The organism is Paenibacillus terrae, assembly GCF_005217525.1.
In the GTDB taxonomy this organism is placed as follows: Bacteria; Bacillota; Bacilli; order Paenibacillales; family Paenibacillaceae; genus Paenibacillus; species Paenibacillus terrae_C.
The window spans coordinates 1-15,334 of the sequence record NZ_PNXQ01000007.1; the positions used below are offsets into that span (position 1 = coordinate 1).

Genomic DNA, 15,334 nt, shown 5'->3' on the forward strand with positions numbered 1-15,334 from the left:
GTCCTTTTAGGGCGAAGCTATGAACCGAAGCCCCAGTAAACGGCGGCCGTAACTATAACGGTCCTAAGGTAGCGAAATTCCTTGTCAGGTAAATTCTGACCCGCACGAATGGCGTAACGACTTGGGCGCTGTCTCAACGAGAGATCCGGTGAAATTTTAATACCTGTGAAGATGCAGGTTACCCGCGACAAGACGGAAAGACCCCATGGAGCTTTACTGCAGCTTGATATTGAATTTGGGTACGATCTGTACAGGATAGGTGGGAGCCNTAAAGCGGTACGCGAGCTGGGTTCAGAACGTCGTGAGACAGTTCGGTCCCTATCTGTCGTGGGCGTAGGAAATTTGAGAGGAGCTGTCCTTAGTACGAGAGGACCGGGATGGACGTACCGCTGGTGTACCAGTTGTTCCGCCAGGAGCACCGCTGGGTAGCTATGTACGGAAGGGATAAGCGCTGAAAGCATCTAAGCGTGAAGNTTTCAGGGTGTAACACCTTGAAGGTATGTAGAAGATACATACGAATACGTTGGATTTCTATACACGCAGTAGCGTGGTACCAGAAATCTGCACGGAAGAATTTACGATGTAAATTCATGTTTGGTGGCGATAGCGGAGGGGTTCCACACGTACCCATCCCGAACACGACCGTTAAGCCCTCCAGCGCCGATGGTACTTGGACCGCAGGGTCCTGGGAGAGTAGGACGTCGCCAAGCAAAAGAAAAAAGGATCATAATCTCTTGGAGATTATGATCCTTTTTTGCGTACGTATATTTTAGAAATGCTCTTGCCAAAGGAAGGTAACATTTTTGTTACGGAATGTTAGTGGGAACCCGGTATAATATAGGTACTGAATCCCATATACACACGCTGCGTTCTTGCAGAATTATGCAAATTCTCAAATAGGGTTTGTATAGTGAATCAAGCTGGTAAGGAGGGGAGATCATGCGGCGAAATAAATGGCTTGCTCTATTGGTGCTATTCAGTGTCGCTGTCGCGATTCTTACCGGGTGCGGGACAGAGGAACCTTCTTGGACATCGTTTGAGGGTGCAGCGAACGAAAAGACGTTTCCGGTTCCTAAAGAAGCGAGTAAAACTGATCGTGCCAGCAGTAACTCAGACATGGACTATGTACGCTATGCATTACCGGCTTTGAAGGAAAGTGATAGCTTGCCTGCCCCCTATCTGGAGGAAATTGCAGCCTGGGGCTGGACAGAAGAACCGAATCTATCGACTTTTAATCAGAAAGTATTCCTGAAAAATAAACATATGGTGCACTTGTCTGTGCATGATGGTTCTTTTACTGTATTGGTCCCGAAGGATGGTAAGGCTGCTGCGAAAAGCAAAAGTGTAGATCTTAATTAGTGATTTCACGGTTCTCAACCCGGATACAGCGGGCTGCGGACATAGGGACTCCTTTAAGTAAGTCACAGGCGACCTAAAATGTAAAAGATAAGATGCTAAGTATAATGAATGATAAAGCATAAGGAAGCACTCGAAACTGCTGTTGTTAAGTAGATGGGGCTTCCTTTTCTATATTGATTGGTATATTAGTTAACCTATCTATGAGGTCAGGGGTAAGGAATGAGGATCAGACAATCCAACAAGAGTGTTAAAGGGTAGTGTGGAATGGGGAGGAAGATAAAAAGGAACAACCTTATGGGGTTGCTCCTTTTTTGAATATGCGGTTCTAGTTCATTGGAGATATGCCAGATCAGGTATAAGCTTCTAACTATATGGATAGATGAATGGCTAGTCTACTGCTGATAATATGAGGCATCTTCATCGGTGAACTTCAACATGCCATCTTTCCTTTCGCCTGTAAGACGGCTCAGGATGTATAGGCGCGGTGCAATAAGCCACAGATGCCAAAAGAGCAAGGATACAGTAAACGCTGGCGGAGACCACAGAATGAATACAGCGGACAAGCAGATGCCGATCCATAGCGTATGTATATGCACACGGCGAAAGAGGCCGTAGCCTATGTACTGGTCTGTCATATAGCCCAGCCAAGGCAGCTTGCGGTGAAACGCCCAGCGCTTGCGGAAGGCTGTTTTGCTTATGAACAGTACAGATCGGGAGATCACGAAGTGTACCCATAAGGTCAGGAAGAAAGCTAGAACAAACAAAAACAGGCTAGTCCATGAAAAGGCAAGAAGCAGGAAAAGAAGCATAATTACAGGCAACGAGATGTGACTCCATATCAGCTGACGTGGAATACTGATTTTTTTAATGAGCTTGTAGTGATAGTAGGTAGCTTTGGTTCCGGTTTCCTCTGTCATGCAAACAGTCCTTTCATTAATCTACTGCATCACAAGTGGCTTCTCAACCGCCCACAGCCGGAAAAAGGGACGGTACTGCGCTCATGCGGCTCTGACAAGCACTATATTGCTTGGGTAAGGCTATAGAATGATCGGCTTCTAGTGTGAGCCAACCTATTCTATAATTACAGGGAAAAGCTATCACGAATGAAGTATGAAACGGCTCCAATGAAAGGGTATCCATGTGTAGGAGCTTTTCTTATTATATCGGCATAGAAGGCTGTTTTTTAAACATGTGAGTACAAACACCATAAGGGCTCACATGGAATATATATAGAGTATATCGTCGAGCTGGGCTATGAAAAGGTTTAAAATAGTAGAAAGTGCCCATACTAATAGTAAAAGAAACAAGGGTGGGATGGATATGCATGATCAAGGCGGCCACCGCTGCATTATATGCGGACAACACAAGCATGAAGGCATCTTTATCGTTTCCGAGTTCATCTGCGATGCGTGTGAAGCTGAAATGGTACGTACGGATGCGACAGACGCCAAATATCATTTTTTTATTGATCAACTAAAGCAAATTTGGATACAGAAAAATGCATAATATCCTTTGTCAGCTAGTCTTTAAAGGGTTAGTATTCCAAGGCCTGTCAGTACGGGCTTTTTTTTCTGTGAGTAAAAGTAGGATTCCGCTTGATTTTACGATAAAATAGGGTAGATATAAAGCTTTGTTTCGGAAGGATTGCAGAATGATGGGGAAAAAGTCTTCGCATGCACCATTAATGGAAGCTCTATTACGTTACCGGGCTCAAGGCAATGCTTCTTATCATGTGCCTGGCCACAAAAATGGACAAGTATATGAAAATGAAGATATTGCATTTCTCTTGAAAGAAGTAATGTCTATTGATGCGACCGAAATTACCGGACTGGACGATTTGCATCATCCTGAGGATGTGATCCGTGAGGGCCAGGAGCTGGCGGCGATGTGCTTCGGTGCAGAGGAAAGCTTTTGGCTGATTGGAGGAAGTACAGTCGGTAATTTGGCAATGATTTTGACTGTGTGTACGGAACCGGGGGATTTACTGCTGGTACAGAGAAATGTACACAAGTCGGTCCTGAATGGTCTTATGCTGTCCGGGGCTGCTGCGGTGTTCTTGGAGCCGGAAATAGATACGACCAGCGGGCTTGCGGTTGCTCCATCAGCAAATACGATACAAACCGCATTAAAAGCCTGTCCTTCCGCCAAAGGGGTATTGATTACGCTGCCTAACTACTATGGGATGGGTTATGATCTGACAGCAACGGCTAAAGCCTGTCATGCGGCCCATGTGCCTTTGTTGGTGGATGAGGCGCATGGTGCCCATTACGGGCTGCATCCCCGTTTGCCGGCTTCTGCTTTGTCCTGTGGAGCTGATGTGGTCGTCCAATCGACACATAAGATGCTTCCAGCCATGACTATGGGGGCCATGCTGCATGTGCAGGGAAGACGAATCAACCGAGAACTGCTTCGTCAGCGGCTGGCTATGGTGCAAAGCTCCAGCCCTTCGTATCCACTAATGGCTTCGCTTGATTTGGCAAGGCGACATATTGCGGTTCATGGGGCGGATGCCTTTACGGAGGGTTTGGCTGCAGCAGATGCTTTTAGAAAAGGTCTGAAGCAGCTTCCACGCTTTCGTCTTGTAGAGCCTATTCAGCAAGCGCCTCAGGGGAATGAAGCCCAAGAGGGCATTACAGAGCGCTTGAAGAGGGACAGAGAGACCATAGGTGGCTATTCGACCCATGACCCTTTTAAAATAGTGCTGTACGATGCATTTGGTGTACTGGATGGCTTTGGCTTAAAGCGTGAGTTGGAAGCGTATGGCTGTATTCCGGAGATGAGTGACGAAAAATATGTTGTTTTATTGTTTACGTTAGGCTCTACGATAAGAGATGCTAATCACCTGTTGCAGGCTCTTGTGCATATAAATAAAGATATACAGTTTAAGGAGACGGCTGGTGGTCCGGGTTCCATGCAGAAGGAGCAATATGGGCGGGATTTGGATTTTTCCACGTGGAACAATGATATGACGAAGGTTTACTCTAGTCCGGTGCAGTTTGGACTTCAACCAGTTCAATCGGATCAGATGGAAGTAGTATCTGTGGAGGACTCCGCTGGCAGGGTGGCTGCGGAAATGATTATCCCGTATCCTCCAGGTATTCCACTGCTATACGCAGGAGAAATGATTACGGAACCGATTGCTCAACGATTGAGAAGACTCCGTGATTTGGGAGCCAAATGGCAGGGGGCATCAGATGAAAGGTTGCTTACAATTCGGGTATTCCGTTTAAAATAAAGATTAGATGTTAGAGACATAACAAATAAATAAGACTGAATAAAAGAAGCATATGAGCCTGTAGGTGACTCTTATTTTTCAGGCTGGAAAGCAGGGAATGGCATGAATCGCAAAGGAATTTTTATTACGCTGGAGGGGGGAGACGGCTCCGGTAAAACAACGATGATTCAACGGCTGGCCAAGTTTATGGAGGAAGAAGGCTATCCAGTTGTCACGACGAGAGAACCAGGTGGGATAGAAATTTCGGAAAAGATCCGCTCTATCATTTTGGACCCTGCCCATACCAGTATGGATGCTCGGACAGAGGCGCTTCTGTATGCCGCGGCCAGGCGTCAGCATCTGGTGGAGAAGGTAAAGCCGGCTATTGAAAAAGGAGCTATCGTATTATGTGATCGTTTTGTGGATAGCAGCTTGGTCTATCAAGGGTTTGCAAGAGGGATCGGGATAGAGGAAGTAGCTTCGATTAATCGTTTTGCGGTGGATGATTGGGAGCCTGATGCTACATTTTATCTGGATATCGAACCTGAATTGGGATTGGCTAGAATTCATGCGTCCCGGGGAGAGGGGATGGATCGCCTCGATATGGAGAGTATATCTTTTCACCACAAAGTACGAGAGGCGTATCTGGAGCTGGCCCGCAAATTTCCGGAGCGAATTACGATTGTTGATGCATCTCCCGCCACGGAGCAGGTAGAGCAAGTTTTGAAGGATTTGCTGAAAAAGCGATTTATTCAAAACTTTAGCATGTAATTGTCGAGGGATATACGGTAAAATTGAGCTAGGGACTAGCTTGTTCCTAATACGGCTTGAAGGAGGAATACAGGATGAAGCTGATTATTGCGATTGTGCAGGATAAGGATAGTAACAGATTATCCAGCGGACTGGTGAAAGCTAATTTCCGTGCTACCAAGTTGGCGAGTACAGGCGGATTTCTGCGAGCAGGGAATACGACGTTTATGATTGGTGTCGATGACAATCAGGTGGACTCGTTGATGAATGTCATTCGCAGCAGTTGCAAGGTACGTGAACAGCTGGTCACACCCGTTACTCCTATGAGCGGGACGACGGACTCTTATCTGCCTTTGCCTGTTGAAGTACAGGTGGGTGGAGCGACGGTGTTCGTGATGCCTGTAGACCGTTTTGAGCATTTCTGAATCTACACAAAAGGACCTATTCTGCCGATATGATAGGGGAATTACCTGTTTCTTGCCTGTATCATGGGTATAAGGAACAGATCCACTATAACGGTAGCGCCAAGGCGCAGTCCCTGGAAAGCCGCTATGTTCCTCCAGTTCTATGTTGAGCTGTTCATTAAAAGGGAAAAGCGGAAGTATTCGGGGGGAAAGCAGGTTTATATGAAAATAAATCCGGGCTATCGCCCTTTACAGAGTACGTTGTCTACAAATGAAATGAATGCGAAGCCGATTCAGTCCAAGAGTTTTTCCGATGTTATGCATCAAAATGGGCAGCAGGCTTCGCAGGAGGAATTGAACCGTCGCTTCAAGGAAATTCAGATGCAGGGGGACCGTCTGGCACGCTCTATGACGATTCGTGAGCTGAAGGCCTATAAGACGCTGGTTAAACGGTTCCTGGAGGATACGGTTCGGCGCGGTGTGTCTATGAAGGACACAAAGGGCTGGGATCGCCGGGGACGCAGCAAGCGGTATAAGCTGATTGATGAAGTGGATGAGCTGTTGCTCAAGATGGCAGATGATCTGCTCGAAACCGAGCAAGGCAAGATTGAGCTTTTGCAAGGAGTCGGTGAAATTAGAGGGCTGCTGATTAATCTCTCGTTTTAAATGTAGACTTCTGCCATAAACGAATACAAACGGGCTGTTGCCACGAAGGAATAATCTGCTTGCTGATGATGCTGGCAGATTATTTTTGACTATGTTCATATAGGTAACGCCAGTGTGAATATGAAAAATAGCAGCAGAATAGGTGAGGAAATATGTCTTTCCAAAATATAATAGGTCAGGAAATAGCTAAAAAAATGCTGCAAAGCGCGCTTCGGAATGAGGCGGTCAACCATGCCTATGTATTTAGCGGGCCGCCGGGAAGCGGGCAGATGAAGATGGCACAGACCTTTGCCAAGGCATTATTTTGTGAGCGAATGACGGATGATGCATGTGGTGAATGTTTGTCCTGTCGTAAGGTAGAGCATGGTAACCACCCGGATCTGTTTATCGTAGAGCCGGATGGAGCTACGATTAAAATTGACCAGATTCGCGGGCTTCAGCGCATATTCTCTTACAGATCAGAAAGTTCCAATCCAAAGGTATATATTATTCAACAGGCGGATACCATGACAGTGCAAGCGGCAAACAGCCTGCTTAAATTTCTGGAGGAGCCTCAGGTGCCTGTGGTGGGCATACTCATTTCTGAAAATGGACAGGCACTACTGCCTACGATCCAATCACGGACACAGCAGGTTCCTTTTCATGCTTTGCAGCCTGAAGTGATGATGCAGGCCTTAATCGGGGAAGGCTATACAGCAGGACCTGTCCGGTCAGCAGTTCACATTGCCTCGGGACTGGAATCATGTAGAGAAATTCTCCAGCAGAATTGGTTTGCAGAAATTAGAAACGTAGTGTTACAATTAGTGAAGGAGTCCATGAGCCGGGGAAGCTCGTCCATTATTCTCGCTCAACAGAAGATTTTTAAAACTGGACTTTCTGAACACCTGGATATTCTGTTTCATCTGTTTCATTTGTGGTTCAAAGATATGCTTCATTTCCGTTACGGAAGGCACGAAAGCATTGTTTTCATAGATCATTTGGAGTCCGTCTCCAAATTGGCAATCACCCGCAGCACGGAACAATGGGTCTCTTATATGGATTTGGCCGCGAATTGCAGGAAGAAGCTCCGTTTTCACGTCAATGGTCAATTGTGCGTAGAGCAGCTTCTGATTGGGTTGTCCGATACAAGCGGTTCCATCACCGGCTAACAGGAAGGCGTGCTTGTTCCACTCAGCACAATCCGCGACGCCAGGTTCCCGGTTTGTGCGACAGTGAGACTTCAATTGCGGCCATTCGTACTTGTCGGCTTCAAATGAGGTTTAGTGGCATACAAGGGGGTTAATTTTTGTATAGTGTAGTGGGTGTCCGTTTCAAGAAGGCGGGCAAGACTTATTATTTTGATCCGCTGGACCTTCCGGTGGAGAAAGAAAACTGCGTTATTGTAGAAACCGCACGCGGTATTGAATATGGCAAGGTTGTGGTGGGAAAAAAAGAAGTAAATGATTCGGACGTTGTCCTGCCTTTAAAGAAAGTCATCCGTATTGCCGGAGATGATGACGCTCTTGTTGTAGAAGAGAATAAACTGGCGGCCAAGGATGCATTTGGTACGTGTTTAAATAAAATCAAAGACCATGGCCTTAAAATGAAGCTGGTAGACGTGGAATTTACATTTGACCGCAATAAGATCATTTTTTATTTTACGGCAGAGGGCCGCGTGGATTTTCGGGAGCTTGTAAAGGATTTAGCCAGTATTTTTCGTACACGGATTGAGCTGCGGCAGATCGGAGTACGGGATGAGGCTAAAATGCTGGGCGGGATCGGTCCTTGCGGACGTATTCTGTGTTGCTCTTCGTGGCTGGGAGATTTTGAACCGGTATCCATTAAGATGGCGAAGGATCAGAGCTTGTCGCTGAATCCGACGAAGATTTCCGGGTTGTGTGGAAGATTGATGTGCTGTCTCAAGTTTGAACATGATAACTACGAGAGTATGAAGGAAGAATTGCCGCAGGTTGGCAAGATGGTCGTCACTTCTCTCGGAGAAGGCAAAGTTGTAGGCGTAAATGCTGGCCATCGCACAGTACATGTTCAACTGTTTGAGATTAGCAAGGTCAAGGAACTTCCAATGGACGATGTAGTCGTCAAGTAAACCATTAGGTTGCTTCGGGGTGGAAACTTGGATAAATTAAATGTTTTTGCGCGTATTCACGAAATGGAAACCCAAATGGGACAGTTGCATAGCGATCTGGGTGAATTGAAACTGGCAGTAAAAGAGCTGCTGGAGGAAAATCAACGACTAACGATTGAAAACGAACAGGTGCGCAAGATGCTCAAACGTGAAACCTCCAGAGAAGAAAAAACGGTAAAGAAGCCGAAGCTTTCTCCTCCGATCGTCATTAAGGATGAAGAGGAAACGGGTGAGGTTGTGGGCGAAGGCCACGACAATCTGGCAAGGCTGTATCATGAAGGATTTCATATATGCAACGTGTATTACGGACATTTGCGAACGGAAGGCGATTGCCTTTTCTGTCTGTCATTTTTGAATAAATAAAAACAAGCCGTAGGAGCAAGGTGCCTACGGCTTTTTTGTAAGGAAGTATGGGTTCAGAACGATTTGGGGTAAAAAGATGGGAGAGCGCTATGTACGAAAATGAACAGAAGTCCGAACGAATTGACGATCTATTGTCGCATAATCTGCGTATTATCCAAAGTGATGAGGTGTTCAGCTTCTCCATGGATGCGGTTTTGCTAGCGCGGTTTGCCGGTATTCCGCAACGTGGAAAGATTTTGGATCTGTGTACAGGCAACGGGGTCGTCCCCCTGCTGCTAACGACACGAACTAAAGCGGCTATCGAAGGAATTGAGATTCAACCGCGCTTGGCTGATATGGCTAGACGCAGCGTCAGCCTGAATGGACTGGAGGCAGCGATTCAGATTCGGGAAGGGGACCTGCGCGAGCTGGTTCAAATCACGGGGCATGGTGTATATGATGCAATTACGGTAAATCCCCCCTATATGCCGCTAAACGGTAGCGATATTAAGCTAAACCCTCATCAGGCGATTGCACGTCATGAGGTGCATTGTACGCTGGAAGAGGTCATTCAGGCATGTACCCGGCTTGTCCGTAATGGCGGAAAAGTGTCCATGGTTCATCGTCCGCAGCGGCTGGGTGAGATTATAACCCTGATGCGTGCCAACAGACTGGAGCCGAAACGGATTCGGTTTGTCCACCCACGGGCTCATATGGAAGCGAATATGGTGCTCATCGAGGCGCTATGTGATGGTAAGCCGGAGGTTCGTCTGTTGCCGCCGCTCATTGTATATCAGGAGAATGGGAATTATACTCAGGAAATAAGGGATATCTATGGAGAAGTAAGCAAGGGGGATTTACTGTGAAGGCAGCGGTGCAAAAAAGTTTTATAACCGGCGGAGAAGAACGGGGCAAGCTGTATCTCGTTGCTACACCGATTGGTAATCTGGACGATATGACCTTTAGGGCGATTAACACCTTAAAATCGTGCAGTATTATAGCAGCAGAGGATACGCGGCAGACGCGCAAACTGCTCACACATTTTGATATTACGCCGGAAATGCTATTCAGCTATCATGAACATAATAAAGTTGCCAGTGGGCCTGAGCTGATACGTTATATAATAGAAGGAAAAAATTTGGCACTGGTCAGCGATGCAGGTCTGCCGGCCATTTCGGACCCGGGTTCGGATCTGGTCAAGCTGGCGCTGGAGGCGGGGGTTAGCGTTATTCCCATTCCCGGTGCGAACGCAGCACTGTCTGCTTTGATTGCCTCCGGACTGGATACGGAAAGATTTACATTTGCCGGATTCCCTCCACGGGAGAAAAAGGATCTGGAGAGGCTGCTACAGTCGTTTCAGGTATCTCATGGCACGATCCTGTTTTATGAATCCCCTCATCGTATTGTGCGAACGTTGACGGTATTGAAGGAAACACTGGGAGAACGCAGAGTGGTGCTTGCACGTGAGTTGACCAAGCTGCATGAGGAATGGGTACGAGGAACGGCGGAGCAATGTCTTGCCAGACTGGAGGAGCATCCACCGCTTGGTGAATATTGCCTGGTAGTTGAAGGAAAAAACGAAGCAGAAGAGGAAGAGGAGCGACAGGCATGGTGGCAGTCCTTATCATTGGAGGCCCACGTTGCGCATTATGAGACAGAAGGGCTGACACGCAAGGACGCTATGAAGCGTACAGCTACCGACCGCTCCATTTCCAAAAGGGATGTATATAACGCCCTTTTATAAAAACTTCCTTAAACAAAAAAGGGCCTTCCAACGGTTGGGTTCAAACCGTGGAAGGCAACAAGGAGTATATATGAAAAAGGTTAGAATTAACAATCTCTCATAAGTCTATTATATACTAAAAATCTTAGTTTGTCACAGGTGTTGGAATTTCTGAGATGCAATCTTGGCAAACAATTTTTCCTTTGAAGTAAATTACGTTCTCGGCGTTTCCGCAGAAAATACAAGCAGGCTCGTATTTTTTGAGCATAATGCGTTCGCCATCAACATAAATTTCCAAAGCGTCTTTTTCGCCAATACCCAATGTGCGGCGCAATTCGATTGGAATAACAACACGTCCGAGCTCGTCAACTTTTCTTACAATACCAGTGGATTTCATCATAATAAATCAGGCTCCTCTCGCCTTTAAAATAATATAAGTGTCATGATTCGACAAATTCTTCTCTTTTCTGATATTTACTATACCAACGATTCCCAAAACAGTCAACCTTAAAAATTTGCTAACAGGTTAATTATGCAAAAGTATTTAGAATAAAGAGCATGATGCGTGTGAATTACCTTATTTTATTGACGGTTTTAGCCATTTGTCGATTTGGAAATGTCGAAAAGTCGTAATTCGACATATTGCGACAAATGATGTCGAATGAAGGAGATCGTTTAGGATTTTATTGTATCTTAATCCATTATTCAGAATATTAAAGGAGCTGATATCTTGCACCAGCCACTTAGTGAAGAAAAAGTTTTTAAGGACCCGGTACATAACTATATCCATGTTCAGGATACAGTGATATGGCGTCTGATCAATACTCCAGAGTTTCAACGCTTGCGCCGCATTCGGCAGTTGGGTACATCCTATCTTACGTTTCATGGAGCGGAGCATAGTCGTTTTTCGCATTCGCTAGGTGTGTACGAGATTACACGGCGTATTATTTCCCAATTTGAACGCGGTGAATTTTCCGATTGGCCGAAGGAAGAAGGTTTAGTCGCGCTGTGTGCGGCTTTGTTGCACGATGTGGGACATGGTCCGTTTTCCCATTCCATAGAAGAAGCCTTTCATATGAACCACGAGGATTGGACATGCCGGATTGTATTGGGGAATACAGAGATTAATGCTGTGCTGCGGCAAGTCGATGAGGAGCTTCCGACGAAGGTGGCTGCGGTCATTGCCAAAACGTATGACAAGCCGATTGTCGTTAACCTGATCACAAGCCCATTGGATGCGGACCGTATGGATTATTTGCTGCGGGATGCTCACTCAACAGGCGTCAATTATGGCACCATTGATCTGGATCGTATTTTACGGCTGCTGCGTCCTCATAATGGAAGAATTGTAGTGAAGGAGTCAGGGATGCATGCGGTGGAGGATTATCTAATGTCGCGCTATCAGATGTATTGGCAAATTTATTTTCATCCTGTGACGCGCAGCTCGGAAATTTTATTGCGTAAAATTTTCAAGCGGGCGAAGGAGCTGTTTAGGAACGGATATGAGTTTAGTTTTCTGCTGGAACCATTGCCGGATCTCTTTCGGGGAGAGCTTACGGTGGAACAATATTTGATGCTCGACGAGTCTTTGATTCAGACAGTATTCAGTCAATGGAAACGGGAAAAGGATGAGATTTTAAGTGATTTGAGCACCCGTTTTATGGATCGCAAGCTGTATAAATATGTAGAGATTGAAAATATGGATACAGATACCATTGACGACATTCGGACAGCGCTGAAGCAGGTTGGTTTGCATCCCGAATATGATCTGGAAATTGATTTTCCGACGGATCTTCCTTATGATGTGTTTCGGCAGGGTGGGTCGACGGATAACCAGATTTTACTCCTTGGACGTAAAGGAGAGGTGAGAGAAATTTCCGAAGTATCGGAAATTGTGCGCTCCATTAGCGGTATTCACCGAGGTAAATATCACATGTACTATCCCCAAAACAAATTGGATGGGGTAAAGGACAAGCTTCCTGCCGAAATAAGGAATTATTTTGTCAAACAATAGACAAATATATGCTAATAAAAGTAAAAAAGGAGACAAAAGCTTTGAATTTATTTGACACTCATACTCATTTGGATGCCCCGCAATTTGACGAAGATCGGGAAGAAGTAATAGCACGTGCTGTCGAAGCGGGAGTAACCCGCATGATTAATATCGGATTTAACCGTGAGACCATTCCGTCTACCATGAATTTGGTCGAAACGTATGATTTTATTTATGCGGCGATTGGATGGCACCCACAGGATGCGATTACGATGCAGGAGGGAGATCTGGAATGGATTGCATCGTTATGCAGTCATAAGAAAGTCGTGGCGATCGGGGAGATTGGTCTGGATTATTATTGGGACACATCACCCAAGGATGTACAGCATCGGGTGCTGCGCAACCAGATTGGACTGGCTCGTGAGCTGAACATGCCAATTGTCATCCATAACCGGGATGCTCATGAAGATATTGTTAAGATTTTGCGTGAAGAAAAGGCGAGTGAGGTTGGCGGAGTCATGCATTCCTTTTCGGGAAGCTGGGAGACGGCTAAAATGGTGCTGGATATGGGCTTTCATCTCTCTTTTGGCGGGCCGATAACGTTCAAAAATGCCAAGCAGCCAAAGGAGGTACTCGCACAGGTGCCGCTGGACCGTCTGCTCATTGAAACGGACGCTCCCTATCTAACACCTCATCCGTTCCGCGGGAAGCGAAATGAGTCCGCACATGTGGGACTGGTCGCAGAGGCGGCTGCCCAAATCAAGGGGATTACGTTGGAGGAATTAGTGTCCATAACGACCCAAAATGCCTTGGAACGATTTGACATTAAGTGAAAAAGGGAAGAAATCAATCAAAATAAAGAGATAGACGAAGCTAATCATGAATTTGTTGCAGGAAACTCAAGAATATTACAATATTTTAACCGAATATTTTAAAAAATGTACTTGAAACCTGCTTTACAACATGCATAGAAACAGGATATCATCTTTTCAGTGAATTGTTGTTTGAGTGTAAACATCAACAGTTCAATTCATGAACCAGTCTCGCTGAGTCCCTTTTACAGGGAACGGGGGAACCGATATGGCTTACAGTATGTCCGGCGTATGGGCAAGAAGGGAACGTCTCTTCCGCCAGCCGGCTCGACCGAAATTCTTTTCCCGGATGGGATTGAACAGGTGGAGGGGCCGTATTTCGATTTCTTTCTGGGTCTTCGGGGTGAATGTGAAGGCAACCGCCATGAGCGGTTGACCCAAGCTAGGGCGTCTCTCTACGTCCGAACCCGACAGCTAACCCCGTAAGCGTAACAAGAGAGAAGCCATCTCGTGCATGATTTTTCCGCATATTCGCACATGCCGGAAGCCACGAAAGAGCTCTCTAAGTCTCTTTTCTGGCTTTTTTTGTTGTGAATAAAAGAAAATCTGTCATCATACTGTGATTAAACAGGGGAGGACAGCATGCCGCGAAGACGGGTACATGGTGCAGGACAGTCGCATTACGGGCTTGTCTTGTAGAAAATCTGTTATAGTCACGTCAATCTCAACTATGTCTTACTCCAGACGGCGGGCTATGTAAGGAGGACGGAGGAAATGGGCATTTTCCAAAAAGAGGAGACCCATGAGTCACGCTCATCCAGCATGTCTTACGTATTGCGTTGGAAGCAAGAAAATGTGCGCCAGGCTGCTTTGGTTGCTATTTTTCTAATCTCACTAACGATTATGATTTCAATTCTGGTGTACACTGAGTCTAAAAAACAGGTCTTTTTTGTCATCGACGGTAAGGCATCTGCGGTAGAAACTCGGCAATCCCAGCTCCAAGATTTGCTCAAAGAGCATTCGATTTCACTTCAGCCGCATGATACGGTATCAATGCCGCTGAACGGAGCAGTACAGGATGGGGATCGCGTTGTCATCAAACGTGCCAATCAGGTCAAAGTATCCTTAGCCAATAAGACGAAAAAGTTGTACACAACAGAAAATACAGTAGAGGGCGCCATTCGCACCTCGGGCTATAAATTATCGTCAAATGATAAAGTTTATCCTGCTCTGGATGCTCCTGTTTCGTCTAACATGGACATAAAAATCGTCCGTGTGAAGAAACAGCAGGTCGAACAGAAGCAACAGGTACCTTATCAGGTCATCAAAACGGCCGATCCAAGTCTCTATAAAGGCGATAATCGGGTTATCCAAAGCGGTAAAACAGGTGTTGTGGTCCAGCATGTTCAAAAGGTATACCATGACGGAAAATTGGTATCCAAGCAGCTGGTAAACAAGGAAGTCGCGCAGAATCGTGTGGATAAGGTGATTGCGGTAGGAACGAAGAAAAAGCCGGTCGTTCTGGCTGCTTCCGTTGGTCCTGAAGATGCCATTAGGTCTACACGGGTTAGTTCAGGCAATGCTGTCCGTAAAGCAGGTGTGAATTTTAATTACAGCAAAGTATTACAAAACGTCTCCATGACGGCGTATTCGTCACAGGAGCCAGGTATCGGTACACGTACTGCATCCGGCTCACGTGTCACGGAAGGACGCACCATCGCTGTCGATCCGAATGTGATTCCAATCGGCTGGTGGGTGTATATTGAAGGGGTGGGCTTCCGCCGTGCGGAGGATACCGGTGGCGCGATTAAAGGCCACAAAATCGATGTGTATTATGAGAGTTTGAGTCAAGCCAATCAGTTTGGTCGGAAGCACGGTAAAACCGTCTACGTGATTGGACCCGAGAAGCCTGAAATGAACTAAAAACGTGTTGTATATGTTAAGGG

Annotated in this window: 16 protein-coding genes, 2 rRNA genes and 1 riboswitch; of the genes, 16 read left to right on the forward strand and 2 right to left on the reverse strand. The window is 46.2% G+C overall.

Features of this window, described 5'->3' with window-relative positions:
• The 3 genes from C1I60_RS06885 to C1I60_RS06895 form a co-directional block, all read left to right on the forward strand.
• Positions 1-590: ribosomal RNA gene (locus C1I60_RS06885) — 23S ribosomal RNA — on the forward strand; the annotation flags it as partial.
• Positions 591-593: 3 nt separating this feature from the next.
• A 5S ribosomal RNA gene (gene rrf, locus C1I60_RS06890) occupies positions 594-710 on the forward strand.
• A gap of 229 nt (positions 711-939) precedes the next feature.
• The gene (locus C1I60_RS06895) at positions 940-1,359 is read left to right on the forward strand and encodes a hypothetical protein (protein ID WP_025682455.1); all 420 of its coding nucleotides are present in this window, start codon (positions 940-942) and stop codon (positions 1,357-1,359) included.
• Between the two features lie 392 nt (positions 1,360-1,751).
• Here the strand turns inward: C1I60_RS06895 and C1I60_RS06900 are convergent, their stop codons facing one another.
• Positions 1,752-2,276, reverse strand: coding sequence for a hypothetical protein (locus C1I60_RS06900; RefSeq protein ID WP_137061079.1), 525 nt, complete (start codon positions 2,274-2,276; stop codon positions 1,752-1,754).
• A gap of 403 nt (positions 2,277-2,679) precedes the next feature.
• Between C1I60_RS06900 and C1I60_RS06905 the strand changes: the two genes are divergently transcribed.
• The 10 genes from C1I60_RS06905 to rsmI all read left to right on the forward strand — a co-directional run bounded on the left by C1I60_RS06905 (position 2,680) and on the right by rsmI (position 10,604).
• The gene (locus C1I60_RS06905) at positions 2,680-2,865 is read left to right on the forward strand and encodes a sigma factor G inhibitor Gin (RefSeq protein ID WP_137061080.1); all 186 of its coding nucleotides are present in this window, start codon (positions 2,680-2,682) and stop codon (positions 2,863-2,865) included.
• A 145-nt stretch (positions 2,866-3,010) separates the two neighbouring features.
• Positions 3,011-4,594, forward strand: a complete 1,584-nt coding sequence (locus tag C1I60_RS06910; protein WP_137061081.1) for an aminotransferase class I/II-fold pyridoxal phosphate-dependent enzyme — start codon at positions 3,011-3,013, stop codon at positions 4,592-4,594.
• 102 nt (positions 4,595-4,696) lie between these two features.
• Positions 4,697-5,344 (forward strand): dTMP kinase, encoded by a 648-nt coding sequence (tmk, locus tag C1I60_RS06915; RefSeq protein ID WP_137061082.1) that lies wholly within the window; start codon positions 4,697-4,699, stop codon positions 5,342-5,344.
• A gap of 74 nt (positions 5,345-5,418) precedes the next feature.
• Entirely contained in the window at positions 5,419-5,748 is a 330-nt protein-coding gene (darA, locus tag C1I60_RS06920) for a cyclic di-AMP receptor DarA (protein WP_007427998.1), read from the forward strand.
• 201 nt (positions 5,749-5,949) lie between these two features.
• On the forward strand, positions 5,950-6,393 hold the full coding sequence (locus C1I60_RS06925; protein WP_137061083.1) for a YaaR family protein: 444 nt from the start codon (positions 5,950-5,952) through the stop codon (positions 6,391-6,393).
• 152 nt (positions 6,394-6,545) lie between these two features.
• Positions 6,546-7,541, forward strand: a complete 996-nt coding sequence (gene holB / locus C1I60_RS06930; protein WP_137061084.1) for a DNA polymerase III subunit delta' — start codon at positions 6,546-6,548, stop codon at positions 7,539-7,541.
• A 137-nt stretch (positions 7,542-7,678) separates the two neighbouring features.
• Positions 7,679-8,479 carry a PSP1 domain-containing protein gene (locus tag C1I60_RS06935; RefSeq protein WP_014279023.1) on the forward strand — a complete coding sequence of 267 codons (801 nt, stop codon included), beginning with the start codon at positions 7,679-7,681 and terminating at the stop codon, positions 8,477-8,479.
• Between the two features lie 27 nt (positions 8,480-8,506).
• Positions 8,507-8,881 carry a DNA replication initiation control protein YabA gene (gene yabA / locus C1I60_RS06940; protein ID WP_137061085.1) on the forward strand — a complete coding sequence of 125 codons (375 nt, stop codon included), beginning with the start codon at positions 8,507-8,509 and terminating at the stop codon, positions 8,879-8,881.
• A gap of 89 nt (positions 8,882-8,970) precedes the next feature.
• Entirely contained in the window at positions 8,971-9,726 is a 756-nt protein-coding gene (locus tag C1I60_RS06945; protein WP_134911748.1) for a tRNA1(Val) (adenine(37)-N6)-methyltransferase, read from the forward strand.
• The gene (rsmI, locus tag C1I60_RS06950) at positions 9,723-10,604 is read left to right on the forward strand and encodes a 16S rRNA (cytidine(1402)-2'-O)-methyltransferase (protein ID WP_137061086.1); all 882 of its coding nucleotides are present in this window, start codon (positions 9,723-9,725) and stop codon (positions 10,602-10,604) included. The genes C1I60_RS06945 and rsmI overlap by 4 nt, the downstream gene beginning before the upstream one ends.
• Before the next feature lie 124 nt (positions 10,605-10,728).
• Here the strand turns inward: rsmI and C1I60_RS06955 are convergent, their stop codons facing one another.
• Positions 10,729-10,983 carry an AbrB/MazE/SpoVT family DNA-binding domain-containing protein gene (locus C1I60_RS06955; protein WP_007428005.1) on the reverse strand — a complete coding sequence of 85 codons (255 nt, stop codon included), beginning with the start codon at positions 10,981-10,983 and terminating at the stop codon, positions 10,729-10,731.
• Positions 10,984-11,313: 330 nt separating this feature from the next.
• Here C1I60_RS06955 and C1I60_RS06960 point away from each other — a divergent pair, with 330 nt between their 5' ends.
• The 3 genes from C1I60_RS06960 (at position 11,314) to C1I60_RS06975 (ending at position 15,311) form a co-directional block, all read left to right on the forward strand.
• On the forward strand, positions 11,314-12,597 hold the full coding sequence (locus C1I60_RS06960; protein WP_137061087.1) for an HD domain-containing protein: 1,284 nt from the start codon (positions 11,314-11,316) through the stop codon (positions 12,595-12,597).
• Between the two features lie 41 nt (positions 12,598-12,638).
• Positions 12,639-13,409: a TatD family hydrolase gene (locus C1I60_RS06965; RefSeq protein WP_137061088.1), complete on the forward strand. Its 771-nt coding sequence runs from the start codon at positions 12,639-12,641 to the stop codon at positions 13,407-13,409.
• 201 nt (positions 13,410-13,610) lie between these two features.
• Positions 13,611-13,893: riboswitch (cyclic di-AMP (ydaO/yuaA leader) on the forward strand.
• A 269-nt stretch (positions 13,894-14,162) separates the two neighbouring features.
• Positions 14,163-15,311, forward strand: a complete 1,149-nt coding sequence (locus C1I60_RS06975) for a resuscitation-promoting factor (RefSeq protein WP_137061090.1) — start codon at positions 14,163-14,165, stop codon at positions 15,309-15,311.
• Positions 15,312-15,334 lie beyond the last annotated feature (23 nt).

Bases quoted from the DNA above. Each gene is read 5' to 3' on its own strand.
- C1I60_RS06895 (WP_025682455.1), top strand. From the start codon at position 940: ATGCGGCGAAATAAATGGCTTGCTCTATTGGTGCTATTCAGTGTCGCT.
- C1I60_RS06900 (WP_137061079.1), bottom strand. From the start codon at position 2,276: ATGACAGAGGAAACCGGAACCAAAGCTACCTACTATCACTACAAGCTC.
- C1I60_RS06905 (WP_137061080.1), top strand. From the start codon at position 2,680: ATGCATGATCAAGGCGGCCACCGCTGCATTATATGCGGACAACACAAG.
- C1I60_RS06910 (WP_137061081.1), top strand. From the start codon at position 3,011: ATGATGGGGAAAAAGTCTTCGCATGCACCATTAATGGAAGCTCTATTA.
- tmk (WP_137061082.1), top strand. From the start codon at position 4,697: ATGAATCGCAAAGGAATTTTTATTACGCTGGAGGGGGGAGACGGCTCC.
- darA (WP_007427998.1), top strand. From the start codon at position 5,419: ATGAAGCTGATTATTGCGATTGTGCAGGATAAGGATAGTAACAGATTA.
- C1I60_RS06925 (WP_137061083.1), top strand. From the start codon at position 5,950: ATGAAAATAAATCCGGGCTATCGCCCTTTACAGAGTACGTTGTCTACA.
- holB (WP_137061084.1), top strand. From the start codon at position 6,546: ATGTCTTTCCAAAATATAATAGGTCAGGAAATAGCTAAAAAAATGCTG.
- C1I60_RS06945 (WP_134911748.1), top strand. From the start codon at position 8,971: ATGTACGAAAATGAACAGAAGTCCGAACGAATTGACGATCTATTGTCG.
- C1I60_RS06955 (WP_007428005.1), bottom strand. From the start codon at position 10,983: ATGATGAAATCCACTGGTATTGTAAGAAAAGTTGACGAGCTCGGACGT.
- C1I60_RS06975 (WP_137061090.1), top strand. From the start codon at position 14,163: ATGGGCATTTTCCAAAAAGAGGAGACCCATGAGTCACGCTCATCCAGC.